This window comes from Lepagella muris, from assembly GCF_004793975.1.
Lineage (GTDB): Bacteria > Bacteroidota > Bacteroidia > Bacteroidales > Muribaculaceae > Lepagella > Lepagella muris.
Window position 1 is genome coordinate 44,620 of the sequence record NZ_SRYB01000024.1, and the last position, 25,333, is coordinate 69,952.

At 46.4% G+C, this 25,333-nt stretch carries 19 protein-coding genes; all 19 read right to left on the bottom strand.

The features are described 5' to 3' along the window. Nucleotides 1–30 precede the first annotated feature (30 nt). Complete coding sequence (locus E5331_RS14340) at nt 31–1,323, bottom strand: adenylosuccinate synthase (RefSeq protein WP_123484250.1); 1,293 nt, start codon at nt 1,321–1,323, stop codon at nt 31–33. Continuing rightward, nucleotides 1,323–2,621: an adenylosuccinate lyase gene (purB, locus tag E5331_RS14345; protein ID WP_123484251.1), complete on the bottom strand. Its 1,299-nt coding sequence runs from the start codon at nt 2,619–2,621 to the stop codon at nt 1,323–1,325. The genes E5331_RS14340 and purB overlap by 1 nt, the downstream gene beginning before the upstream one ends. 15 nt (nt 2,622–2,636) lie before the next feature. After that, complete coding sequence (locus E5331_RS14350) at nt 2,637–3,488, bottom strand: bifunctional 5,10-methylenetetrahydrofolate dehydrogenase/5,10-methenyltetrahydrofolate cyclohydrolase (protein WP_123484252.1); 852 nt, start codon at nt 3,486–3,488, stop codon at nt 2,637–2,639. Nucleotides 3,489–3,551: 63 nt separating this feature from the next. Continuing rightward, nucleotides 3,552–4,805, bottom strand: coding sequence for a phosphoribosylamine--glycine ligase (purD, locus tag E5331_RS14355; protein ID WP_135985460.1), 1,254 nt, complete (start codon nt 4,803–4,805; stop codon nt 3,552–3,554). Between the two features lie 6 nt (nt 4,806–4,811). Then, entirely contained in the window at nt 4,812–6,341 is a 1,530-nt protein-coding gene (gene purH / locus E5331_RS14360) for a bifunctional phosphoribosylaminoimidazolecarboxamide formyltransferase/IMP cyclohydrolase (RefSeq protein WP_135985461.1), read from the bottom strand. A 79-nt stretch (nt 6,342–6,420) separates the two neighbouring features. Then, entirely contained in the window at nt 6,421–7,002 is a 582-nt protein-coding gene (gene purN / locus E5331_RS14365) for a phosphoribosylglycinamide formyltransferase (RefSeq protein WP_135985463.1), read from the bottom strand. 39 nt (nt 7,003–7,041) lie between these two features. Beyond that, complete coding sequence (gene purM / locus E5331_RS14370) at nt 7,042–8,067, bottom strand: phosphoribosylformylglycinamidine cyclo-ligase (protein WP_123484256.1); 1,026 nt, start codon at nt 8,065–8,067, stop codon at nt 7,042–7,044. Between the two features lie 65 nt (nt 8,068–8,132). Further along, on the bottom strand, nt 8,133–11,840 hold the full coding sequence (locus E5331_RS14375; RefSeq protein ID WP_135985464.1) for a phosphoribosylformylglycinamidine synthase: 3,708 nt from the start codon (nt 11,838–11,840) through the stop codon (nt 8,133–8,135). A gap of 20 nt (nt 11,841–11,860) precedes the next feature. Continuing rightward, nucleotides 11,861–12,331 (bottom strand): 5-(carboxyamino)imidazole ribonucleotide mutase, encoded by a 471-nt coding sequence (gene purE, locus E5331_RS14380; RefSeq protein WP_275441231.1) that lies wholly within the window; start codon nt 12,329–12,331, stop codon nt 11,861–11,863. 58 nt (nt 12,332–12,389) lie between these two features. Further along, nucleotides 12,390–12,560: a hypothetical protein gene (locus E5331_RS20435; RefSeq protein ID WP_168355248.1), complete on the bottom strand. Its 171-nt coding sequence runs from the start codon at nt 12,558–12,560 to the stop codon at nt 12,390–12,392. 654 nt (nt 12,561–13,214) lie between these two features. Then, entirely contained in the window at nt 13,215–13,865 is a 651-nt protein-coding gene (locus tag E5331_RS14385) for a S1C family serine protease (RefSeq protein ID WP_275441232.1), read from the bottom strand. A gap of 100 nt (nt 13,866–13,965) precedes the next feature. Continuing rightward, nucleotides 13,966–14,484 carry an OmpA family protein gene (locus tag E5331_RS14390; RefSeq protein WP_275441233.1) on the bottom strand — a complete coding sequence of 173 codons (519 nt, stop codon included), beginning with the start codon at nt 14,482–14,484 and terminating at the stop codon, nt 13,966–13,968. Nucleotides 14,485–14,609: 125 nt separating this feature from the next. Next, the gene (locus E5331_RS14395) at nt 14,610–16,151 is read right to left on the bottom strand and encodes a hypothetical protein (RefSeq protein ID WP_275441234.1); all 1,542 of its coding nucleotides are present in this window, start codon (nt 16,149–16,151) and stop codon (nt 14,610–14,612) included. Between the two features lie 84 nt (nt 16,152–16,235). After that, nucleotides 16,236–17,183 (bottom strand): hypothetical protein, encoded by a 948-nt coding sequence (locus E5331_RS14400; protein ID WP_135985467.1) that lies wholly within the window; start codon nt 17,181–17,183, stop codon nt 16,236–16,238. A 5-nt stretch (nt 17,184–17,188) separates the two neighbouring features. Continuing rightward, nucleotides 17,189–20,575, bottom strand: a complete 3,387-nt coding sequence (locus E5331_RS14405; protein ID WP_123484261.1) for a cell division protein FtsA — start codon at nt 20,573–20,575, stop codon at nt 17,189–17,191. Nucleotides 20,576–20,580: 5 nt separating this feature from the next. Then, complete coding sequence (locus tag E5331_RS14410; RefSeq protein ID WP_123484262.1) at nt 20,581–21,975, bottom strand: hypothetical protein; 1,395 nt, start codon at nt 21,973–21,975, stop codon at nt 20,581–20,583. A 4-nt stretch (nt 21,976–21,979) separates the two neighbouring features. Then, the gene (locus tag E5331_RS14415; RefSeq protein WP_123484263.1) at nt 21,980–22,438 is read right to left on the bottom strand and encodes a hypothetical protein; all 459 of its coding nucleotides are present in this window, start codon (nt 22,436–22,438) and stop codon (nt 21,980–21,982) included. 3 nt (nt 22,439–22,441) lie between these two features. Next, on the bottom strand, nt 22,442–23,641 hold the full coding sequence (locus tag E5331_RS14420) for a hypothetical protein (protein ID WP_135985469.1): 1,200 nt from the start codon (nt 23,639–23,641) through the stop codon (nt 22,442–22,444). Nucleotides 23,642–23,943: 302 nt separating this feature from the next. Then, on the bottom strand, nt 23,944–25,146 hold the full coding sequence (locus E5331_RS14425) for a site-specific integrase (RefSeq protein WP_123484266.1): 1,203 nt from the start codon (nt 25,144–25,146) through the stop codon (nt 23,944–23,946). Nucleotides 25,147–25,333 lie beyond the last annotated feature (187 nt).

Genomic DNA, 25,333 nt, shown 5'->3' on the forward strand with positions numbered 1-25,333 from the left:
GTTAATAAGGAGAAAAAACGTGTGAATCTATCAGAAATTCTTCAGTTTCTCTGATATGATCACGGTCTGAGTGCGGTCCGGACCTACGGAGATCACGCCTACAGGCACCTCCGTGAGCTCCTCGATCTTGCGGACGTAAGCCTTTGCAGCCTCCGGAAGCTCGTCGAAGCTCTTAATGCCGGTGATATCCTCTTTCCAGCCGTCCATCTCGATAAACACCGGTTTGCAGCGTGCGAGTTTGGAGATTGTGGATGGAGGAGTGTCGATGATCTTGCCGTCGAGTTCGTAGTGGGTGCAGATCTTCACCTTGTCAAGACCTGAAAGCACGTCGAAGAGCATGAGTGCCCAGTTGTCGATTCCGGCGAGACGGCTTGTGTAGCGTGCCACTACGGCGTCAAACCAACCCACACGACGGGGACGGCCTGTGACTGTGCCATATTCATGACCGCGTTCGCGGATTTCGTGTGCGATCTCGTCAAACAGCTCTGTCGGGAAGGGACCCTCACCCACGCGGGTGCAGTATGCTTTAGCGACGCCGAGCACGTTGTCGATCCATTTCGGGGATATTCCGGCACCCACGGGTACGCTTGCCGACGACGGGGTGGAGGATGTCACGAAGGGATACGTGCCATGGTCGATACAGAGCATCATGCCCTGTGCGCCCTCGAAGAGGATTTTCTTGTCGGAGCGGAGAGCCTTGTTGATGAGGTCAGAGGTGTCGACGATGCGCGGACCGAGAATCTTGGCAATCTCCATGTAGCGGTCGTAGACCGTCTGGAAATCGTATGTGTCGAGACCGAGCATCTTCAGCTCCATGTTCTTCTCGTCGAGAGCGGCTTTCAGACGCTCAGCGAAGTATTCCGGCTCAAGCAGGTCGCCCATGCGGAGACCTACGCGGCTATACTTGTCGCTGTAGGCAGGACCGATACCCTTCTTGGTTGTGCCGATGAGCTTGCCACCTTTCAGGCACTCGTAAGCCCCGTCGAGCGCGGAATGCCAGGGCATCACCATGGCTGCGCGGTCGGAGATATAGAGCTGATAGTCGGTTATACCCTGGTTGTGAAGTTTTTCAAGCTCCACAAGCACCGATTCCGGATTCACGACCATGCCGTTGCCCATCACGTTGACAGTGGCGGGGTTGAATATGCCTGACGGGATGCTCTGCAGGGAGTATTTATGACCGTTGAACATCACACTGTGACCAGCATTGTTGCCACCCTGATAGCGCACAACCATGTCGGCACGACATGCGAAATAGTCGGTAATCTTTCCTTTACCTTCATCGCCCCACTGGGAGCCGATGACAACTAATCTTTCCGACATTATTCTTCTAATTTATTACGTTTGTAAATATGGTCGATGTTTTTGAAATAGTAATCGAGGGTGAAGCAGTTGTTGAGCTCCTCCTCTGTGAGTGCGCCCATCACAGTGGGGTCTTCCTTCAGAAGCTCCTGATATGATGCGCCCATGCTCATCGCCTTCATTGCGATAGGCTGCACGGTGTCGTAAGCCTTCTCACGCACAAAGCCCTTGTCGATGAGTGCGTTCATCACGCGCTGTGCGAAGATGACGCCGTTGGTGCGGTAGATGTTTGCCATCATCTGCTCCTCAAACACGACGATATTCTCCAGGATGCCCTTCATGCGGTTGAGCATGTAGTCGAGGAGGATAGTTGCGTCGGGCATGATGATACGCTCGGTTGCGGAGTGGGAAATGTCGCGCTCATGCCAGAGAGCCACGTTCTCGTAAGCCGTCACCATATATCCGCGAAGCACGCGTGCGCATCCGCAGATGTTCTCGCTGCTGACCGGGTTGCGCTTGTGGGGCATTGCGGATGAACCTTTCTGACCCTTACCGAATGCTTCCTCCACCTCATGCACCTCGGTGCGCTGAAGGTTGCGCACCTCAAGAGCCATCTGCTCGAGGCTTGCACCGATTACGGCGAGAGTAGCCATGTAGTAAGCGTGGCGGTCGCGCTGTATCACCTGAGTGCTGACGTCGGAGCTGTCGATGCCAAGTTTGTCGCATACATAGTCCTGCACGAAGGGGGGTATGTTGGCGAAGTTGCCGACGGCACCGCTGATCTTACCTACCTCGACGCCACGTGCGGCAGCCTTGAATCTTTCGAGGTTGCGGCGCATCTCAGCCAGCCAGAGCACCCATTTGAGTCCGAATGAAGTTATGTCGGCGTGTATGCCGTGTGTACGACCGATGCAGGGGAGTTTCTTGAAACGGATTGCCTGCTTCTTGAGCATCTCGATAAATTCCTCGATATCTTTGAGAAGAATTTCATTAGCCTGCTTGAAGAGGTAGCCGTTGGCGGTGTCAACCACGTCGGTCGATGTGAGACCGTAGTGAACCCATTTGCGTTCCTCGCCGAGCGATTCGCTGACGGTGCGGGTGAACGCCACGATGTCGTGACGGGTCTGAAGCTCGATCTCCTTTATTCTGTCGATATTGAAAGTGGCATTGGCGTTGAGTTTCTCAACGTCTTCAGCGGGCACAACACCCAGTTCTCTCCAAGCCTCGGCAGCGAGGAGTTCCACTTTGAGATATGCACGGAATTTGTTCTCTTCCGTCCATACCTCTCTCATTACGTCTCTTCCGTATCTTTCGATCATTTCTATGTAAGTTTTTTATTTTTCCATTTTACGAAGGAAGCACTCAAGGGTGTTCTCCATGAGGCATGCGCGGGTCATCGGACCGACACCACCGGGCACGGGAGTGATCACCGAAGCCTTATCCTTGCAGGCCTCATAATCCACGTCGCCGCAGAGCTTGCCGGTCTCCGGGTCGCGGTTTACACCGACGTCGATAACGGCAGCACCTTCGCCCACCATGTCGGCAGTGACGAAGCGCGGACGACCGATAGCCACCACAAGGATGTCGGCGGCTGATGTTACTTCTGCAAGGTTCTTGGTGCGGCTGTGAGCCATAGTGACAGTGGCGTTGCGGTCAAGGAGCAACTTGGAGACGGGGAGCCCGACGATGTTGCTTCTGCCGATCACTACTGCCTTCTTCCCTTCAATCTCCACGCCTGCCTTGTCGAGCATCTTGATGATACCTTTCGGGGTGCAGGGCAACGTGCAGGGGAGTTTCTGCCAGAGTGAAGCCACGTTGGCGGGATGGAAGCCGTCTACGTCCTTCTCCTTAGCGATAGCCTCGATCACCTTGTCCTCATCGATATGCTTTGGGAGGGGGAGCTGCACGAGCACGCCGTCAACAGTGTCGTCGGCATTCAGCTCGGCGATCATGGCGAGAAGTTCCTCTTCAGTGATGTCGGCGGGGCGACGGATGGTTGTGCCTTTAAAGCCAACCTCCTCGGCATCCTTACCCTTACCCTTCACGTAAGATTGGCTTGCAGGGTCTTCACCCACAAGAATCACCACGAGATGAGGTGCGCGTCCGTATTTCTCTTTTGCCTCAACCACTCTGCGAGCCACATCCTGCTTGAGTTCTTTTGCTAATTGCGTTCCGCTTATAATCATTGTGTATGTTCTGTTTTTAGGGTTTCCGTCTCCCCGACAATCATGTCGGGGAGACGGAAGATATTAGAGAGATGCTTTACCTATATCGGTGCGGTGGAAGAGCGAGGGGCACTCGATCTTCTCGATCTCAGCCTTGGCGGCTGCGTTGGCAGAGGGTATGTCCTTACCTTTGCCCACCACCATCAGCACGCGTCCGCCGGCGGTCAGAATCTTGTCGCCGTCACGTTTTGTGCCCATGTGGTAGACGTCGGCATTCACCTTGTCAAGACCCTTTATCTCCACACCCTTCTTATAGGAACCGGGATAGCCTTCGGAAGCGAGCACCACGCCAAGATAGGCGTCGTCGCTCCAGCGAGTCTCACAGTCGCGACCCTCTACGGCAGCATCCACAAGTTCGTAGAAATCGCTTTCAAGACGCGGCAGGACCACTTCTGTCTCCGGATCGCCGAAGCGAGCGTTGAACTCAATCACCTTCGGACCGTCGGCAGTCAGTATAAGACCACCGTAGAGCACACCTTTGAAGGGTACGCCTTCAGCCACGAGACCGTCGGCTGTGCGGCGGATAATCTCGTTGAGGGCTTTATCGCGGATCTCTTCAGTGACGAACGGAACGGGTGAATACGCACCCATGCCGCCTGTGTTCGGACCCTTGTCGCCGTCGAAGGCGCGTTTGTGATCCTGTGCCATTGCGAGGGGGTACACCTTGTTGCCCGATACGACACACATGAAGGAGAACTCCGGACCGTCGAGGAAATCCTCAACCACCACGCGACCCTTGCCGAAGGCAGAGTCGAGAAGCATGTCGCGGAGAGCCGCCTCAGCCTCGTCGTAGGTCAGAGCCACCACTACGCCTTTACCTGCTGCAAGACCATCATATTTGATGACTGCGGGGAGGGGACGGTTCTTAACGTAGTCCCATGCCTTTTCGAAGTCGTCAAATGCTTCGTATGAGGCAGTGGGCACGTTGTATTTGGTCATTATCTGCTTTGCAAACTCCTTGCTGCTCTCAATGCGTGCGGCAGCCTTTGTCGGACCGAATGCCTTCAGTCCGGCAGCTTCCATGGCGTCAACGACGCCGACAGCGAGTGCAGCCTCCGGACCAACGACTGTCATGTCGATGGCATTTTCGGATGCGAACTTCACGAGGGCATCTACATCCTCCACACCGATAGCCACACACTCGGCATCGTCAGCGATACCGGCGTTGCCGGGTGCGCAGAAGATCTTGCCTACCTGCGGCGAACGTGAGAGAGCCTTGACGATCGCATGTTCGCGACCGCCGCTACCCACTACAAGTACTCGTTTCTTGCTTTCCATCTCAGATCAATGTTTGAAATGACGCATTCCGGTGAAGAGCATTGTGATGCCCTTCTCGTTTGCCACCTTGATGGAATCCTCGTCGCGGATGCTTCCGCCGGGCTGTACGATAGCTGTCACGCCATATTTTGATGCGAGTTCAACAGTGTCGCCGAAGGGGAGGAAGCCGTCGGATGCGAGCACAAGACCCTCGGTGATTCCGGCAGCCTTAGCCTCTTCGAGAGCGATCTCGGCAGAACCTACGCGGTTCATCTGTCCGGCACCTACTCCGGCTGTGGCACCATCCTTAACAACGACGATGGCGTTGCTCTTAACATGCTTCACGATCTTCCAACCGAAGTCCATCTCAGCGAGTTCCTTCTCGGTAGGCTTGCGCTCAGTGACGCACATGTCGGCAGTGATGTCCTTGCACTCCACGTCGGCATCCTGCACGAGCATACCACCGTTGACACCCACGTACTGCTTCTGGGGCTCTTTCACGTTGTCCATCTTCACTTCAAGGAGACGGAGGTTCTTCTTCGATGCAAGCACCTCAAGGGCTTCCGGCTCGAAAGCGGGAGCCATTACGATCTCAAGGAAGATAGGTTTCATGAGGCGTGCCACTTCGGCAGTCAGCGGACGGTTCATTGCCACGATACCGCCGTAGATGCTCACCTTGTCAGCCTCGTAAGCACGTGTCCATGCCTCAAGAAGATCCTTGCCCACGCCTGCGCCACAGGGGTTCATGTGCTTGAGTGCGCAGCAGAACGGCTCTGTAAATTCGCGGACGATGTTGAGCGCGGCATTTGCATCCTGGATGTTATTGTAGCTGAGTTCCTTGCCGCCGAGCTGACGGGCGTGAGCTACTGAGTAAGACACCTCTTTGGGTGCACGGTAGAATGTGGCAGCCTGATGAGGATTCTCGCCGTAGCGCAGAGTCTGGATTGCGTCGAAAGCGAGGAACAGTTTCTCGTCAAGACCGGCAGCCTTGCGCATATAGGTTGCGATGTGGCTGTCGTAGAGAGCTGTGTGGGTATATGCCTTTGCTGAGAGTTTCAGACGGGTCTCTGGAAGGGTGTTGCCGTTTGCAGTGATCTCCTCAATTACGTTGGCATAGTCGGCAGGATCGCATACCACGGTCACGTCGCGGAAGTTCTTGGCTGCGCTGCGGAGCATTGAGGGACCGCCTATGTCGATGTTCTCCACGGCGTCTTCCATAGTGACGCCCTCTTTTGCGATGGTTGCCTCAAAGGGGTAGAGGTTGACGCATACCATCTCTATAGTGCCGATGCTGTTCTCTGCAAGCTGAGCCATGTGCTCCGCGCTGTCGCGGCGTCCGAGCAGACCGCCGTGCACTTTGGGGTGAAGAGTCTTCACGCGGCCTTCGCAGATCTCAGGAAAACCGGTGACGTCCTGGATGTCGGCAACCACGAGACCTGCACCACGGAGCACTTTCAGAGTGCCGCCTGTGGCGATGAGGTCCCAGCCGAGATTCTTGAGGGCAGTGGCAAATTCCACGATGCCCGTCTTATCGCTTACGCTGATTAAAGCTCTCATTTATTTTATTTTGTTGTTGTTTTTGTTGCTTAATGTTTGTAATTGTCATGCCGCATCTCCGCGATGTAGGGGAGGCGCGTCAGAGGGAGGAGAGTAGCTTCTGGACAGTAGCCGGATAGAGGATATGTTCCTGAGCATGGACCAGAGTCTCCAGTTCGTCGCGGTCGCTACCTTCGTAAGGTATGGCAGTCTGGGCGATGATCTTCCCTCCGTCGAGAGTCTGGTCGACGAAATGGATAGAGATCCCGTAGACCTTCACCCCATATTTCATTGCCTGTCCGATCGCATCAGCCCCTTGGAATGCAGGGAGCAGAGAGGGGTGGATATTGATGATTCTCCCTTCGTAGGCATTGAGAAGCACGTCGCCGATTATTCTCATGTAGCCTGCGAGGCATATCAGATCTACACCCTTTTCGCGGAGATGACCTAACAGCATGGTCTCAAATTCCGCCTTCGACGCGAAGTCTTTCGGACGGAATTCCACTACGGGCACTCCGAATCGAGCGGCACGTGTCACGACGTATGCGCCGGGTTTGTCAGTGACGCAGAGAACCACTTCCGCGTCAATCCTCCCTTCGGCACACGCCTTGGCTATTGCCTCAAAATTTGAGCCGTTGCCACTGGCGAATATTGCAATCCGTTTCTTGTCTTTACTGTCCATTGTCTATGTCGTTAGATGCTTGTAGTGCGGAACTACACCTTATAATATAGTGACGCCTTCGCCTTCGACCACCTTTCCGATGACGGATGCCTTCTCTCCGGCTTTCGTGAGGATCTCGATAGCCTTGGGTGCATCCTCCTCGTTGACTGCAAGCACCATGCCGATGCCCATGTTGAAGATGTTGAACATCTCGCGGTGGGGCACCTTGCCATATTTCTCAAGCAGACGGAACACCGGAAGAATCTCCCAGCTCCCCTCTTTTACCTCTATGCCCTGTCCTTTGGAGAGGATACGCGGGATATTCTCGTCGAATCCGCCGCCGGTGATGTGGGCTATGCCGTGAACGTCGATCTCCTTGAGCACCTCATGCACCTGCTTGACGTAGATACGGGTGGGGGTGAGGAGCATCTCGCCGAGAGTCTGGTCGCCTGTCTCCTCATATTTCTTGTTGAGGTCAAGACCGTTGTCGGCTACAATCTTACGCACAAGGCTGAAGCCGTTGGAGTGTACGCCTGAGGATGCTATGCCTACGAGCACGTCGCCTGCCTTCACTTTCGAGCAGTCGATAAGGTTCTCTTTCTCTACGGCACCGACAGTGAAACCTGCGATGTCGTAGTCGTCCTCGTCATACATGCCGGGCATCTCGGCGGTCTCACCGCCTACGAGTGCGCAGCCTGCCTGACGGCAACCCTCTGCCACGCCTGCCACGATTGCCTCAACCACTGCGGGATGATTCTTACCCACTGCCACGTAGTCGAGGAAAATCAGAGGCTCGGCACCCTGTGCGAGCACGTCGTTGACGCACATTGCCACGGCATCGATGCCGATGGTGTCGTGCTTGTCGAGGGCGAATGCCAATTTAAGTTTTGTGCCGACACCGTCGGTGCCGCTCACGAGGATGGGGTGCTTGTAGTTGAGCGAGCCGAGATCGAACATGCCGCCGAACGCGCCGATGTTGCCCATGCAGCCGAAGCGGTTTGTCGATGCCACATGCTTCTTGATGCGGCTCACTACCTCATAACCGGCTTCCAGATTCACGCCGGAGGCTTCATAACTTTTTGCCATTTCTATATTTTTTTATACGCCCCGCGCAATTCTATTTCATGCGCGGGACGCAAGGATTATTAATATTATTTTGCCTTGAAATAGGCCACAGCGTTGGCGAAGAGGTTCTGGCTCTTGTTGCCGGCTATGTTCTTCATCAGCCCGTCGGCATAACGCTCGGAGTGTGCCATCTTGCCGAGGATAAGACCGTCGGGCGAGATGATGCCCTCGATAGCCTCTGTACTGCCGTTGGGGTTTGCCGGGGAATCCATTGTGGCGTTACCTTCGCTGTCGGCATACTGGAATGCTATCTGACCGTTCTTACGGAGAGTGGCGGCAAGTTCTGCATTAGCCACGAATTTGCCCTCACCGTGGGATGCTGCGACTGCGTGCATCTCGCCGAGCTCGAATCCGGCAAGCCATGGGGAGGCTACCGAACCTACGCGGGTGTTGACGATCTGTGAGATATGGCGGTTGATGTCATTATGGAAGAGAGTGGGGGAGTCGGCTGTCAGCTCACCGATCTTGCCGAAGGGGAGAAGACCGGATTTCACGAGTGCCTGGAAGCCGTTGCAGATGCCGAGGATCAGACCGCCACGTGCGTGGAGTCGTTCGATTGCTGCCTTCACCTTCTCATTCATGATGACGCTTGCGATAAACTTACCGCTTCCGTCGGGCTCGTCGCCCTCGGAGAAGCCGCCGGAGAATGCGAGGATGTCGCAGGCATCGATGTGTGCCGCCATGTCTGACGTTGATTTCTCGATGTCTTCAGCCGTCTGGTTGCAGAATACGGATGTAGTCACCACTGCACCCTCCTTGGCGAATGAAGCCGCCATGTCGTAGTCGCAGTTTGTGCCGGGGAATACGGGGAGATACACCACAGGGTTATCCTTAGGCTCACCCTTGTATTTTGCCACTTCAGAGCCGGATGTCGCATTCTCTACCTTGCCGCTCACTGCGGTGCGGTCGGGATATACGGCGGTGAAACGCACGCGGTTAGCTTCAAATGCCTCATCAATTGAGATCTTCTCTCTGTTAACGGTGAGGGTGGGCTCTGCCACTGTCTCGCCGATGAGGTCGAAGTCGGGGAGATTGAGGATATCCTTGCTCTCCACCACGATTGAGCCGTTGCCATAGTTGAAGAGGTTATCCTCCTTGGCTGTGATGTTGACGCCGATGCGGTTGCCGAAACTCATCTTGGCAATAGCCTCAGTGAGACCGCCGAAGCCGAGTGCATAGCCTGAAACTACGGTGCCCTCCTCAATGAGACGCTGGAGCAACTTGTAGTTGGTCTTCAGCTTCTCGGAATCCGGCATGAGGGAGGGGAGCGGGTTGTGGCGCACCACATATATATAGTTGCCTGCTGCCTTGAATTCAGGGCTGATGACGTTGCGGCTGTCTACGGGAGCCACGCCGAATGCGATGAGTGTCGGAGGCACGCTGATGTTGGCGAATGTGCCGCTCATGGAGTCCTTGCCACCGATTGATGCAAGACCGAACTCAGTCTGCATGCGCAGGGTGCCGAGAAGTGCGGCGAGAGGCTTGCCCCATGATTCGCGGGTGTGCATGCGCTCGAAATACTCCTGATAGGAGAATCTCATGCGCTCGTAGTCGGCACCGGCAGCAACAGCCTTGCTGATAGCCTCCACTACTGAGTAGGCTGCACCGTGATACGGGCTCCAGCTTGTAAGGTAGGGGTTGAAGCCGAATGCCATCATGCTGGCGGTGTCGGTATGGTGGTTGCCTACGGGGAGTTTCTGTACAGATACCTGTGCCTCTGTACCCTGAGTCTTACCGCCGAACGGCATGAGCACTGTTGATTTGCCGATTGAGGAGTCGAAATGCTCGATAAGACCTTTCTGGGAGGTCACGTTGTCGTTAGCGAGAAGGTTCAGGAATTTATCTTTGAGTGAGTTGCCTGCCACTTCATGTACAAACGGATCACGCGGCTCGATGGTGCCGATTGTTGCCTCTGCGAAATGGCGTGCACCTGCTGAGTCGATAAACTCGCGGCTGAGGTCTGCAACTACCTTGTCGCCGTAGAACATGCGCATTCTTCCGGTGGAGGTCACGTCTGCCACATGGTTGACCTCAAGATTCTCCTCATGGCAGTATTTGATAAACTCATCCATGTCTTTCTTCTCGACCACTACCGACATACGCTCCTGGCTCTCGCTTATGGCGAGTTCGGTGGTGTTAAGACCGGAATATTTTGTAGGCACTCTGTCGAGATGTATGTCAAGACCGTCGGTAAGTTCGCCGATTGCCACGCTGACGCCGCCGGCACCAAAGTCGTTTGATTTCTTGATGAGTCGTGTCACCTCCGGACGACGGAACAGGCGTGCGATCTTTCTCTCTTCGGGCGCGTTACCTTTCTGCACCTCACTGCCACACTCCTCAAGTGATGATGTGGTGTGTTCCTTTGATGAACCTGTAGCACCGCCGATGCCGTCGCGACCTGTGCGACCGCCGAACATGAGCACTACGTCTCCCTCTGCGGGGCTTTCACGACGCACGTCGGATGCCTTCACTGCACCGACCACAGCACCTACCTCAAGGCGTTTTGCCACGTAGTCGGGGTGGTATATTTCGCGCACGTGGGTTGTGGCAAGACCGATCTGGTTGCCGTAAGATGAATATCCGGCAGCTGCACGCAGGGAGATGACTCTCTGGGGAAGTTTACCCTCCATAGTCTCTGATACAGGTTTGTAGATATCGCCTGCACCGGTGACGCGCATTGCCTGATATACGTAGCTTCGTCCGCTCAACGGGTCGCGGATTGCACCGCCGAGACAGGTAGATGCGCCGCCAAACGGCTCAATCTCAGTCGGGTGGTTGTGAGTCTCGTTCTTGAACTGAAGCAGCCAGCGTTCCTTCTCGCCGTCAACGTCTACATCAACGTAGATGCTGCAAGCGTTGTTCTCCTCGCTCTGCTCCAAGTCGTTGAGCTGACCTGTCTTCAGCAGGTAGCGTGCGCCGATGGTGGCAAGATCCATGAGGCAAAGGGGCTTGTGCTCACGTCCTAATTCCTTGCGGATCTCATGCCACTGGCGAAGGCTCTCCTCAAGGTCGGCGGAAGCGAAAGAATCATCCACCTTTATATCGGTCAGTTCGGTAGTGAATGTGGTGTGGCGGCAATGGTCGCTCCAGTAAGTGTCAAGGATACGAAGCTCAGTCTCGTTGGGGTCGCGACCTTCGGCAGTGAAGTATTTCACCACTTCCATAAGGTCGTCGCCGTTCATTGCCAATCCCTTCTCCTTGCACCATGCGGGAGCCTGATCGGCAGTTATTTCGCGGAAACCTTCAAGCACTGGCACCGGTTTGGCAGCGGCTCTTTCCGGGGCAGCGAGTATCGACAGGTCTTTCTGACGCGATTCCACGGCATTGATGCAATAGTGAGCAATTTTCTTCATCTCCTCATCGCCTACAGAGGCATCGAAAATGATGAGGCGTGCGCTGCGGATCTCGATGTCGGCATCCGGTTTGATGAGCTTGACACACTCAACGGCAGCGGCTGCACGCTGGTCAAACTGTCCGGGGAGCGACTCAATCGCAAGATAGGGGCGTCCTTCGAAGTCTACTTCCTTTGACACGTTATCGGTGGCAGGTTCGCCAAACACCTTGTAGCTGCTCTTCTCCACCAATTCAGGAGTGAAGCCGAAAAGGTCATAAACGCAAAGGAGACGAAGGTCGCGGATGTTGAGTCCGAGATTTGAGTTGAGCTCATTGCGGAGGCTTTCCGCTTCCACACGATATGGCTCACGTTTCTCTACGAAAATTCTATATGGAGTCATGATGAGATGGTTGATTTCAATCAGTCTAATGTTGATGCGAGAACTTTCTCAGCCTGTTTGCGACGGAACTCGTCCATTTTCTCTTTGAGAGATGCGTCGGTGATGGCGAGCATCTCGATGGCGAGGAGTGCGGCATTCTTTGCACCGTCGATAGCCACAGTGGCTACCGGTATGCCTGACGGCATCTGCACCATCGACAGGAGAGAGTCAAGACCGTCGAGAGTCTTCCCCTTGATGGGGACTGCGATGACGGGGAGGGTGGTGAACGCAGCCACCACGCCTGCAAGATGTGCGGCACCGCCTGCAGCGGCGATTACGGCAGCGAAATCACGCTCACGCAATCCGCTGACCCATTTTTCGAGCTCCGCAGGAGTGCGGTGTGCGCTCAGAACCTTAGTTTCAGACTCGACGCCAAACTGAGCAAGAGTCTCAGTGGCAGCCTTCATGACTCCCCAATCGCTGGTGGAGCCCATAACAACACCTATTTTCACTTTATGATTCAAGTTTAAAAAACGGATGGGCGCCACATAATATGTGGCGTCCACCCGTTTATATTGTTACACTGTTTACCTGTCTGTTGCTGCCGGCTGTATGTCGGCATGCCTTCACCACACAAGAGCACACTATTATTCCCGAAAGATGCAGACGCGCACTTGTGATGCTCGAAATCCTGCCCGGCTTTCGTCTGGCTGAAGATATGTCACGTCGTTGCATATTCATGCGGAATCAAGATGTCTCCCTCCCGGAAAGGAAATTTGTGGTTCTGTGTGCAAAATTAATAAATATTTTTGACATATCCACAATCCCCATCCAATAAATCATCAGCTAATGCAGTTTTTCAGGGTCGTTTCCCCAGTCTTATTGTCTGCACATTATATCTGGTCTGAAGCCTCATCCGGGGTGAGGCGATAACTTCGGTTTGGTTTGTGTTGAATGCCTGCTCACAGAAGACACGTTGTAGCGTTGTACGGTTTCCGCAAACTCCGATAAAATGCAAATTTGAGCCTTGTAAACTCCGATAAAATGCAGTTTTTGGCATTCTAAACTCCGATAAAATGCAAATTTGAGCCTTGTAAACTCCGATAAAATGCAGTGACCTGCCACAGTTCATCCATTAATAATCTTACCGGGATGAAGTATATATATCTTTAGCGTCATGCAGTTTTACGTCATTCAACTAATTATACGGAAGAAGCATCCCAAAAGTTCCAATAAGAAGTGCAACGGTTTCGTCAGCATATCGTGCAATGAGCTTATCAAGGTACGCATCTCGTCTGATAGGGCTATTTATGTTCATATCGTATTCCGAATTTACTGCAAAATTACAGTATTTCCGGAATACATGCGAATACTAATAAAAGGTGGTTAATGATTCTATTTACAGTTCACAAATGGTTTAATGGCATCTATACTCCAAGCATAATTCAGATTTGCCTGAGACCCGTCGGCAAAAGAGCCGGATGTGATACCTACCACTTCACCATATTCGTTTATCAATGCTCCACCACTGCTACCGTGATCAATAAGAGCTGATATTTGCATTAAATTCTTGTCTCGCCATTGAGAGACCTCTCCAGAGGAAAATGTGTTTTCAAGTCCACGAGGGCTGCCGATTGCATAGACTTTTTCGCCAACACTGGGTTTATATTTTGCGACAGGTATATAATTGGTGTTTGAAACATCAACTCGGAAAAGAATAAAATCCTCATCCTCGCTGCTCTTTATTACTTCAGCCACCTTATATACATTGTTGCTTCCGGCAAGTTTTATTCCTTCCTCTCCAATCCCGGTACCCTTAAACACATGATAATTACTTACCGCAAGTCCTTCATTATTGATGAAGAATCCGGATCCTTGGTACATATTGTAACCATCAGAAGTGAATACCATAAAGACTGCTGTATTATATTTTGCAAAAATCATTGATCCATCAAGTTTGTTGTTGTCACCCCGATTATCTGAAAGCACAACATTAAGATCATGTTTGCATTCAACTGCAACCTTGGATTGTGAAATATTGCTCATTTCGGAATTTTCGGAATGGGTAGCAGCTGGTGGCCTATTATGACCAGACTTATGTGCGCATGAAGTGGCACATAAGATTACTATCAAAGCAATTATGATGTTACTTTTTCTCATTGGTTGATTCAAAAATATTCTTAGGTAGGATGTGAATCAAAAAACGTTGATTCTCGGTTTCTTCCTCTTCACGCATGGAGTGAGTGTCAAGTTTGCCATCTCCACTCCCTGAAATTAAAATTTCGCAGTTGTTTCCAAAATTGATACCTCTGTACTCAACCCAGAATCTCATAAGCGCAAGGGCTCGCTGATAACTCAATTCATAGTTATAAGTGTAATTATCTCGTGAAGCCTGACCCTCTACAATCAAAACATATTGGTTTTCTCTATGGTTGTCAAGAAAGTTCTGAATTTCTTGTCCGGCGTTTGCTAATTTGTTAAGTTGCCAGTCTTTATCATATGATATGATTGTATTAAGGTCTGATTTTCCTGCGGGATAACGAACCTGAATATTGAGGACGTATTTTTTGTATTCCGGTCTATACTCAAAATAGTCTTTATTCAAATCTTTAGTCGATTCTTCTACTTTCTTGATTTCTTGGAGCTGTGCTTCCGTTGCTTCCATGCGCTTATGCAATAAGACAATGACGAGAATAAAAAGAACCAACATGACGAAAAATAGGCTCGTCATGAGGTCTGAGTAACTTGTCCAAAAGAAAGATTCTTTTTTATGAGCCATTGTATTATCATTTATTTAACGGTGTCTGCTTTCGTTTGTTTGTCACTTGCTGGAGTTTCAATATCAATTACAGCTGGAGTAGATATAGGCGTATCCAGAACCGTTTCTACGTATGGCGGTTGTGGTTGCACTGGTGTCTGTTTAGGAAAGAAATACACTACAACATTGAATATACAAGCAGATGCTATTATTATGAGAGCAGAAACTGCAGTCCATTTCATCCAAGAGGGCATAGAGGATCCTGTAATAACAGTGTCTCCATTTCCCGTGGGTAGAGCCATCATTTGAGATGTTTGTATTGACTGGTTAAGTGCAAAAGAAATATCAGATGCCAGTTTAGTATTTGACTTCTCTACTTTGTCAATCAGTTTGTCCAAACGAACAGGAATGGATGATATTTCCTCAAGTTGTTTAGCCAATTGAGGCATGTGAGACATTTGAACACTGAACTGAGCATTCATTTGAGTCATAAATCTTTCAAAAGAATCTTTCTCATCCTCAAGTATCTTCTTAAAATGTTCACTTTGTTCAACAAAACGCTTTTGCATTTCATTAACATTCTCAGAAGTAGATTCTTTAATCTGTTCCAATGATTCTTGAAGAGTTTTATCGGCATCAGCGGTAGTTTTGGCAATCTCACTCTTATGACGTCTAAAGAAATCACGTATTTCTTCAAGTATGTGCAATCTATCAGCTTGTTCACCAAATTGAGATTCAAAGCGATGTATGGCTTTGGTATATCCCTCAACATTATCAAGGTACTCATTAAAGGCTTCAAGTTTATCCGTACATTCTTTAAGCTCCTTAAGCACTTGAACATTCGCTTTTGCCATCTTCATAACATCCATGTCATGAACGGCTTTTATTATATTTGCTTGGATCGCATAGGAATGATTCACCGCGTTAAGTGCATTCCCAAGATTTGAAGTATTTTCTTTGAATGTATTGTTAAACTTATTGAGGTTCTTGACAAGATTGTTCAACGCTTGCGATGTATCTGACGGTAATTCTGGAAGAAGTTCAGATTGCATCCATGCAAGAAAAGAGTTCTTGCCGTTTTCCTCTGTGAGCTTACACCGCTTAAAAAGAATTGAGTTAAAGGTGGTAAAAATTATGCCAACTATAGATGCTCCCATAGCCCAAGCTACACCCCTCAAAAGAGCATTTATACCTTCGGCTGCTTTAGCTGAGTTAGGGTCTATTTCGCCCGCACTACTACTCATTAATGTTAAGATCGCATTTGATCCAAGTAAATCCCATAAACCCAAAATGACTCCCGCCATAGTACCAGCGAGTCCCCAGTACAATGGTATTGGCGTTTGCGTTGCGATGTCATTCTCAACTGAATCGCAGTGTCGGTCAACCGCATCTTTAAGTAATCCGAAATCAATGACTGATCCTGCGTTTTTTTCAAGATACTTATTGATAGAATTTTTTATTGATTCAAAGATTGAATTACCTGCGCCATAAACTCCATCAACAAAATTGGTTTGTTGATTGCGACGCAGACTCCATGAAGATTCCTCTGAAAAAATCTTACTGAACTGGTTCATACGCAACAGATTCTTTATAAAAAAGAATATCTGAATGCAAATGATTAATATGATAATAATTGGTACTAATACGTGCATGGTCTGTTATTTACTCAAATAGATTTGTGCTTTTTTCTTGATGACCCAACGATTATCTTCTTTGACAGCTTCGCCCGGAAGAATAGTTCTCATTTGAGTTGCTTCGGAAGGAGCGCATCCTTGAAGCTCAAGTGCGAACTTGATGTTGTCGTTGGATCTAATCTCATTGATGAACTGGTTTCCTTCTAAAAGATTAAACTCAGCTTTGTTATTTCGAATAATGACAGAGAATCGGGCTTCAGAATCACGTGTTTCAAATAAATGCTTAAAATAAGCACTGGTTGATGACATCTGTGAGGGAACGCCAAAATATCCGTGCTGTTCGTGAGAAACTCCTGGTTTTGACTGAATCGTCTGAATAGGTACTGGAGTAGGTATTGGTTGTGTTTGGGCACGGCTTTCTTGCTTCATCTGTCGCTCAATACGAGATATTCTATCTGCGAGCGAATAGTAATCATTCGCAGAAGATAAATAAGATGTCTGCCGTGTATTTGATGTTGGTTTTAACCTCAAATCTGAGATTGCCTTTTTCAGTTCTTCAATCTCATTGCGGTGTCTTCCGGCTCGACTATTAGCTGCAGATGCTTTGATAGTAGATATAATAGCCAGAATTATGGCGATTCCAGCGACAACCCAAGATATAAGAATACTCAGTGCAGAGTCTTTTTTATAATCGTCTAATTCCGTCTGGATTTTGACAATTTCTTTGCCCTGTTTTTCATTTTCACTAAAAACTTCATTAACCCTTGAATTGACTATGTTGATAGAATCTAGAACGGCCTTTTTCTCTGTAGAATCAAGTTTATTGCCAGTATCAGGAATGGTTGTTTGTCCGGATTCTATTGCTGTCTGATATCTCGCAGTATCAGTGGCAGTATCCTCTTCACATGACGAAAAGACCATGCTACTGAATATAAATGAAGCTATTAAGATTATTGTATGAAGCGTCTTCATTGTTATTATTCTCTAAGCGAAGTGAAAATTTCATTTGACATAGACTGAAGAGCACCCTTTATTGGGTAAAAGAAGAAAGTTTCCTCTATTACATCATCAACTTCAGTTTCTTCTCGACGTTGTATTATTCCTTTGTCTAGGAATGTTGTCAAATCTTTAGCCGCAGCTTGTTGAGCCACTTTTAAGGAAGACATTTTTACTCCAAAATTTCTGTCGAAATTGAACGAATTATTCATGTCAACAAATACAAATCTGAAAAATTCTTCAACAGCTTTTACAGTTCTCGTTTTGTAGGAATCTGTTATGGTTGCATACGTGTCAGTATTCTTTACGATACCAGTACAGTCACTTTTGAACACGATTGTCTTGTCGTGGTAATCATCATCTTCTACTCCGATTAAACCACCTTTACAGGTAGAGTCTTTAGGACTGGAACCTTTTTCAAGTCCAAGCAATTCCAGTTCTTTCCCATAGGGATGCCCTAAAACTTTCTCAAAAATTAACTTGGTGTATTTTGCAAGAATTTTATTATCAGTTGTAATGACACGGATTACCTTGCTTCCATTTCCACTAAAGGAAATATGACGCGGCACATCAAGTCCAAGAGCTTTTGTAATCTGAGCTATATGGTAAATAATAGAGGTGTAGAACACTATGAAAACTATCTTGAAATCCTCATCTTCCTGCAGAAGATAATTAAAATCAATAGCCTTTTCATTAATTCCTACTGCTTTTGGAAGAGAGTTGTCTTTAAGCCCAAATAAGAAAGAAGCCATATTAGCAGGGTGTTCATTATTTGAACTGTTAAACACTCGTACTAATTCAGAAAGATTCTTTTCCTCTAGGAGCCGAAGTATGCCTCCTTTATATCTGTCTACGATTCCATTGTTTTCATCAAGATCTGAGAATGAGTTCTCAAACAGGGCATTAGACGCGTATCTAAAAGACGTAACATGATTTATGGCTTTATCTTTGGCAAAGGCAATGTCCGTAGTTCCACCGCCAATATCAACATTGACGAGGCTCGTAGCTGTAGAGTATCTTTTAAAGAAATACTGAATAGGAGCAGCTGACTCGGTCATACTGTTTGTAGATCCTTCCCCGAAGTATTCTTTATAAGCTTCATCCCAAGTTTCCCTTAGGCGACGAAGACGTTTGGGTGCCATACTGATAGGATAAAACCAAGTTATCTTAGTCTTTGTAAGATCGCCATTGTTAAGAAGAACTTTATTGCGTATTATCAGCATCAATGTACGAACATACGATTCCATAACACGCATATCTTCGCCGTTGCCCCATTTTATGTTGTACTTCAGGTAATTGTATGACAAGTCTGAACGCTTATCATAGGTGAACGGCAGATTCACAAGCGTGAACGGGGCGACGTCCTTACTCCAATCTACTGTTTTGGCACACGAAAGTACCGTGCGGGTAGGAAATCTGAAATCTCCATTCCCAATTTCTCCGGGAATGAAATCCTTTTCAAAGAGAGCCGTTTCATCAATCAGGTCGTCCAGATAGCCGAATTCATTCTTTTGAGGGATAAACATCTCACAGAGAGCCCGATCACTCTGAGTAAATGAGAACACCTTCGGTGCTTCATTTCCTTTGCGATATTCGATATGGGTGTTAGAAGTTCCCAAATCGATTGCAAACTCAAATGTCTCAACATTGCGCTGGCTCTTGAAAATCGGAATGATAATCCCTCGATAAGTATTGTTATGTACTTGAATGTAATCAAATGATTGCCCTTTGATTAAATAGTTATCGGCTTTTATCAGAATCTCCTGATCCTCGTTTCTGCATGATTTGGATGGCTGAGATATTTTCTCGTCATCCACATAGAACCCGAAATCAATTTTTGCATTTGCAGCTTGAACACAAGAAACGTTATAAATTGATTCTGATGGATTATTGAAACGAACTTGTGGCATGATGAAGCCAGTGAACTTCATTTCAGTGATATTCCCAGCATTATTCTCAATATTAGCGGAGCTATTATTGTAATATATACGAGAATATTCTATATAAGAGATATTGCCGGCTCCCATAATGGGGATACGAACAATGACATTTACAGATTCTCCTGCTAGGAGTTTCATCTCAACCATAGGTTTGCCATCAGGCAGATTCCCCATCAACTCCTCAATTGAAAAATATTTGAAGAAAAGAGGTTTCAAAGGGATAAGGAAAGCCAATTCTGGTTTATCTATTTTGATATGAGCATCAAAATAGTTGATCGAATTCATTGCATGAGGTACCTTAATGATGGTATCTTCAAGAATATCGCTAATGGTAAGATACGGATGAATCGAGCCATCAAAAGGCAGTTTGCGTTTTGATAAATTAGATTCGTCATCTTTATAATTTGCACGATTGGTGTTACCCCACTTACCAGTGGTGTATTTCAGTTGGCTATATCGATTCCCTGCTTCTATCGGTAAAGCCAATGGTAAATTCTCAATCTGTTTGGATGACTTAATGAGGAAATCACTTGTTGTAGAAATCGGACGATGTGATTTTGTGTATAGAGTGTGGCCCAGAACTTCGACAAAATCGTTTTGTTGAACATCCTTTACTTCTATTGAATCAAAATCTTCAAGAACGATAGCTGTTACATTGTTCAGTTCATTCTTTTTATTTTGATCTGCCATTTCTTTATAGGTAGCATTGATATATGTCTCAACTTCAGGAAAAAGTCCCGCAAAATTAGGAATGCTTTTCCGTAAAGCGAACAGATATTTGACAAACTCGAAATCACGCTTGTATAATGGTTGGTACTCACTATCAAATGGTTTGTCTTCTCCAAAGAATATATCGTTGACGTAACTGAGATCGTTTGCATTGCTGAAAAACAATGTCGCAGGAGAGGTGGCTCCAATAATATTCAACTCATCGGGACCTTCAAGATAGTTCAGTAGATAGATATTTTTCAGTTGATCAAAATTATATGTTCTCGAATCCGAGCTCATATATTTTCGAAGGGCATCTGCAAGGTATTGATGACCTGCTATTGTCGATTGCTCCAATTCCGCCAGCATTAGAGAAGGATCCCATTTGATAACCTCAACCTTTCCGGTATATTTGTCAAGGTTGAAGAATATCTCCGCGACATCAAGTGTATCTGAAACCATCTTATGGAAAATGGTTTTTCCGTCTAATTCAACCTTTCCTGTGTGTTTATTCGGCTTGCAAACTTCTTTAAAGGCAGTCTTTATCAGGTCTATACGAGCAAACGGAGAAGGAATTGACGTAATCTCATGACGAGCAGACGCACCATCAGGATCTTCGATAGTATCACGGCTTGCTGAGTTATATGGGAAGACCGGGCTATTATTCCAATCCTCATAAGTAGATGTACCTTCCTTATATAATCTAAATATCTTTGACATAGTGATTAGTTGCTTAATTTATCTGTTACAAGTCTTTGAGTACCAAGATAGAACATTTCAAGAAATTTATTCTCTTTTCCATTACTCTTGCATTTACGTACAGCGGAATTGAGCCGGTCTGTTACAAGATTATAGTCAGATAATCTATTCAGAATTCGTTTGGGTTTTACACCCTCAACAAGCTCAAATGGTTTATTTCCGCATGAAAGATTGAAAAGATGCAAAGACCGTGTGTTCTCTTGCATTTCCTTCAACCATTCATGATATTTATGAAAGAAATCCGTTAGATCATTAAAGAATAGACTGCTGTATAAGTCCTTGAAGTTGCCATTAGCTGCAAATGTGGAGGACTTATAATAATCAACCTTATACGTGAGTGCATTTGACATCATTGTAAACTGAACCATTGGATTATAGAGCATGCTACGCATCTTTTGATAGAACGAGTTGAATGATACAGCACTTACTATATCTTTTATGCCCAATTCCATATTAGATGTACCCATATAAGTGCTATTGGAAAAGTCTACAATAGCTGTAGCTCCAAGAAACTCAATTAAATGCGCATCATTTTGTTGTGCAGAACCACCTTCGTGATTTTCATACGACTTCGCAACATCATCAGCAAGATAATACAAAGCATCTATTGACCCATTCTTGCTAATGTTACTCTCATAATAAGCAAGAGCTGACTTGGTCTTTGATATGAAGGTCGAAGAGTCGATCTCACTATTATCATCTGGCTTTAATTTGAAATATGGTAGCATAGTGATAGCCCCAATTGTTGCATGATTTATAATATTATAATTTGGAAAATTATTGCCAGTTCGGAGTGTCTTTAACAATAATGGGAAACCACTTGCACCGGTTCCTCCAAATATAGAACTGATGATAAAAATGCGATCTCCATCAATGAATTCACTTGCAAAAGTTCCAAAGTCAACAGAGTGCGCAATTTGATTAAGCACCACACTTCCAATATTTGGATTACCCTTAAATCCCACTTCCATTGAAGATTGGAGATTTTTATCGGAAAACAGCATCTTCGTTAAAGCTTGGTTAGCCTTTGTCATAGACGCATAATCAATGAACTGCTGAAATGTTTTATCATCAGTATCATTGATTTGAAGGGTATAATTTGGAAGTATCTGTTTAATTTTAGTACGAAAGAAACGACTTTCATTCTCGTCAGAACTAAATTGTAGTTTGCTTCGTATCGCAGAGTATTTATTGAGAAGACTTACTGTTCGCGTCAAATCTGCATTTGAAGTGTCCGGGTCAATAATAATTGGTACAACTTCATCAAATCCAACCTTAACGCCAGAAGCCAACATCATGGTGAGGGATCTCAGAACTCTGGATCCTGTCCCACCGATACCGAATATAAATAATTTTGACATAGCTTTAGAATGGTGCTCGTGAACAATTTGTACTCCACCATTTAAAAATGAAGGAGAAAATTACAAACGCGAAAATCGATAGTATCATGTTGGAAACGCCAAAACAGAGAATTTCAGACTCTCCGATATTCAATGGGATTTGCATATTGGTTGAAGGATCGTTGGTTACCATCTTATTCTCATAGTAGTCTTTAAGCACCCATTGCCATCCGACTACAAAATTAACGAGAGCGTTTATTCCCAAGAAAATTAGCCAACCCCACCAATTATTTAGACGAGGATGATTAATAATATAGTAATATACCAACACCATTGCAAGGCTTATACCTAACATTGCAAGTCCAATTCCAATGAAGGAATTATTAGGAGATAGTGGAGAAGATACCCCCCACATATAATCCGCAAGTTCAAGTCCAAAAAAGTCTTCAAACCAGCAGTAAATGCTTCCAAAAAAATTGCCCATATATTATTTGCGTTTAATGTTAAAATTAAATGTTGTACTTACTTTCTCATTCTTGTAGGCATCTGCGACACCTTGAATCAAATACTTTATGCCTGTTGTTTTATCGATATTCTCTTTGATGTTTGTTCCCGTTTCATCATTGGATTCAGAGACCCATGAAGGAAGTTTAGACACGCTAAAAGTTAGACAATCTTGAGCAATCATTGTACCCTTTGGAATTATAAACTTTATAAAATGGGAATATTTACTATGGCTATCAGTTATTGGATAAATTCCATCCACAATAAGTGTAGGATTGTTGAACGCATAGTTTCCCTTGTCTTGCACTATCCCTTCCGGTTGAAGCGTACTACGAAAATCAGCTTGTATTATCAGGTGATAATCGCCACGTTTAGGAATTACAGTTTTGCTTGTTAGGCGATTGTTATGTATATCAAATGGCACTGTGGACTGATTTGCAAAAGCCACTATTCCACCAATATCATATTTTGATAGTTGTGATATAGGCACTTCCGAGTTAAGTTTAGCAAGATAATTTTTATTGCCGAATATCCATATATAATATGGACGTTTCACATTATCAAGTTTCTCAATTGAGCCATTGGGATAAAAGTATTTCCCATCAAAATCTGAATACAATTTCAATATTTCAACACCTAAATCAGGTATTCGTTTTTGAGTATTAATAACTTCATCCTTAATCCGGATTTCACAGTGCGTGAGGAATTTTCTTGCATCTTTTGATGGCAAATCCAAGATGCAATCAGATATAAAAATTGCAACAGTAGTATCATTTACATTGTCAAGAACTGACGCAATAATATTGCCCAAATCAGTGTTAGCTGTATTTCCACCAGCTTTGCGAAATGATACAGGATTCAGATTTTTAATGTACGATGTTAGGTCTCCTTTATAAGGTATGACTTTACTATTTATATAGTATAGCTCTGTTGCAGACGTATTACGGTTCAGATCACTTATATAGTCATAGACTGCATCTTTCAGTTGCGAACCATCGCACATGTAACCATCCATGCTTCCTGAATTTTCGATGAAAACTTTTATACTTGGATTATCTGATGGTATTGATGATGCAACAGGTGTGGCACTTACTTCAATTTTGTCATCTCCACAACTTACCATTGCCAAGATTCCAACTGTGGCAATACTGATTAGAGTAGTTATGATTAGTTTTCTTCTCATTCTATTCTGTCTTGTAGTTATGTATTCTGTTATTATGTTGAGTATCTCTAAACAAGAGTTTAGAGATGCTTATAAGGTTTTGTATTTCAGAATATTATTTCTTTTATACATAAGTGTTTGCTAAACAATTATAGGATTTGATATACTTGGACTTAATTAAACATAAAAAATATTAACGTAGAGATAGCTTATTTTCAGGATTTTTTATAACTTTGCAATATTGATAAGTATCTCTTGTTTAGAGATTTGTAGAATTGCTAAACAAATAAGCCCCAAGATTAGGATCTTGAGGCTTTTCTTTTTTAGAGGGATTTGAGGATGAGGGAGTTGGCTTTGTCGACGACGGAGGTGTCGAGGGAGGCGAGGTAGATTTGGGTGGTGGCTTCGGAGTCGTGTCCCATGCCTTCGCTGATTACGCTTAGGGGAATGCCTTTTGCTTTGGCGGCGGATGCCCATGAGTGACGGGCAACGTACATGGTCAGCGGTATCTGGATGTCGGTCATTTCTGCAACTTTTTTCAAGTTCCGGTTGATGAGGTAGCCTACATTGCGGTAGGCACATCTCTCATTGATGCCGGAATTGCGTATGATTGGTAATAGATACTCTGAGGTGTTTTCGGGATATTTATCAATTATCACCTGCATTTCAGTAGTCCAAGCAATTGTCAGTTGCTGTCCGGTTTTGCGGCGGCGATAGATGATGTGTCCGTTTGTGAGGTCTGTCTTGCGTAGGTATGCCATATCTATGAAGCTCATTCCTCGGAGCATGAAACTCATCATGAACATATCGCGGGCATAGTCGAGTGTCGGATTGAGTGATAAATCCAACGACTTTATTTTCTTTAATGTCTGTAAGGGTAAAGCACGTTTCACGGTTTTATCCACGCCGGTATAGACGTGTCTGAAAGGGTTGCGGTTTTCGATAATGTCGTCCTCGACCGCACGATGATAGACTGCACGGAGAATACGGGTGTAGAAAGAGATGGTGTTGGGAATATTGCCGCGATTCTGATGCCATGCCTCGTATGCTTCCATTACTTCTGTGTTGATGCAGTCAAGCATAATGTCTTCGTCATTGCGGAATTTCTTGAAGCTGTTGAGAGCGGCGGAGTATGTTTCGGATGTACGGATTTTGCCGTTCTGTTTCAACTTGGCAATCATACTCTCCATGTAGTTGAACAGGGAGTATTCGTTGGCATATCGGTTGAATTCATCGATCACATCGTCAGCCATGTATGGGAGACTTTTATTTTCGAGTTTGCGGATGATTTTTGTCAGCCGTTCGATATCCCAGCGGATTCTCTCGCGGATTGAGAGTATGAACGATTTGCGCTCACTTTTCTGGGTGGTTATCACCATTGAGCGGTTTTCGTCCCACTCGGATGGGAATACGTGATATTCGGTGAGAAGTTGTCGGGGCTTTCTCTCGTGTATGATCTGATAGTAGATTGTGCCTTCGTGATTCGGGAGTTGAGAGGGTCGGAACTTCACTTTTATGGATGCCATTATGATGAAAATTTTATGGGTGATTATACTTGACAGTGAGAAGTAAGCATTACTTATCGGGAGTGAAGTTAATATGTAGGTGGAATAAGGACGTGATATTCTGATATTTTATGGATTATTATCGCTAAAATTGTGAAAGTGAATTTTTGTTGTTATCTTTACAAAGTGATGATAATGGTGATGTGAT

What these genes read in the sequence shown, in the direction of transcription:
- E5331_RS14415 (WP_123484263.1), bottom strand. Translation starts at nt 22,438, where the DNA reads ATGGGCAATTTTTTTGGAAGCATTTACTGCTGGTTTGAAGACTTTTTT.
- E5331_RS14385 (WP_275441232.1), bottom strand. Translation starts at nt 13,865, where the DNA reads ATGAGCAATATTTCACAATCCAAGGTTGCAGTTGAATGCAAACATGAT.
- E5331_RS14400 (WP_135985467.1), bottom strand. Translation starts at nt 17,183, where the DNA reads ATGAAGACGCTTCATACAATAATCTTAATAGCTTCATTTATATTCAGT.
- E5331_RS20435 (WP_168355248.1), bottom strand. Translation starts at nt 12,560, where the DNA reads ATGAATATGCAACGACGTGACATATCTTCAGCCAGACGAAAGCCGGGC.
- purD (WP_135985460.1), bottom strand. Translation starts at nt 4,805, where the DNA reads ATGGAAAGCAAGAAACGAGTACTTGTAGTGGGTAGCGGCGGTCGCGAA.
- E5331_RS14425 (WP_123484266.1), bottom strand. Translation starts at nt 25,146, where the DNA reads ATGGCATCCATAAAAGTGAAGTTCCGACCCTCTCAACTCCCGAATCAC.
- purM (WP_123484256.1), bottom strand. Translation starts at nt 8,067, where the DNA reads ATGGCAAAAAGTTATGAAGCCTCCGGCGTGAATCTGGAAGCCGGTTAT.
- E5331_RS14405 (WP_123484261.1), bottom strand. Translation starts at nt 20,575, where the DNA reads ATGTCAAAGATATTTAGATTATATAAGGAAGGTACATCTACTTATGAG.
- purB (WP_123484251.1), bottom strand. Translation starts at nt 2,621, where the DNA reads ATGATCGAAAGATACGGAAGAGACGTAATGAGAGAGGTATGGACGGAA.
- purN (WP_135985463.1), bottom strand. Translation starts at nt 7,002, where the DNA reads ATGGACAGTAAAGACAAGAAACGGATTGCAATATTCGCCAGTGGCAAC.
- E5331_RS14420 (WP_135985469.1), bottom strand. Translation starts at nt 23,641, where the DNA reads ATGAGAAGAAAACTAATCATAACTACTCTAATCAGTATTGCCACAGTT.
- E5331_RS14375 (WP_135985464.1), bottom strand. Translation starts at nt 11,840, where the DNA reads ATGACTCCATATAGAATTTTCGTAGAGAAACGTGAGCCATATCGTGTG.
- E5331_RS14390 (WP_275441233.1), bottom strand. Translation starts at nt 14,484, where the DNA reads ATGGAAGCAACGGAAGCACAGCTCCAAGAAATCAAGAAAGTAGAAGAA.
- E5331_RS14395 (WP_275441234.1), bottom strand. Translation starts at nt 16,151, where the DNA reads ATGAACCAGTTCAGTAAGATTTTTTCAGAGGAATCTTCATGGAGTCTG.
- E5331_RS14340 (WP_123484250.1), bottom strand. Translation starts at nt 1,323, where the DNA reads ATGTCGGAAAGATTAGTTGTCATCGGCTCCCAGTGGGGCGATGAAGGT.
- purH (WP_135985461.1), bottom strand. Translation starts at nt 6,341, where the DNA reads ATGAGAGCTTTAATCAGCGTAAGCGATAAGACGGGCATCGTGGAATTT.
- E5331_RS14350 (WP_123484252.1), bottom strand. Translation starts at nt 3,488, where the DNA reads ATGATTATAAGCGGAACGCAATTAGCAAAAGAACTCAAGCAGGATGTG.
- E5331_RS14410 (WP_123484262.1), bottom strand. Translation starts at nt 21,975, where the DNA reads ATGTCAAAATTATTTATATTCGGTATCGGTGGGACAGGATCCAGAGTT.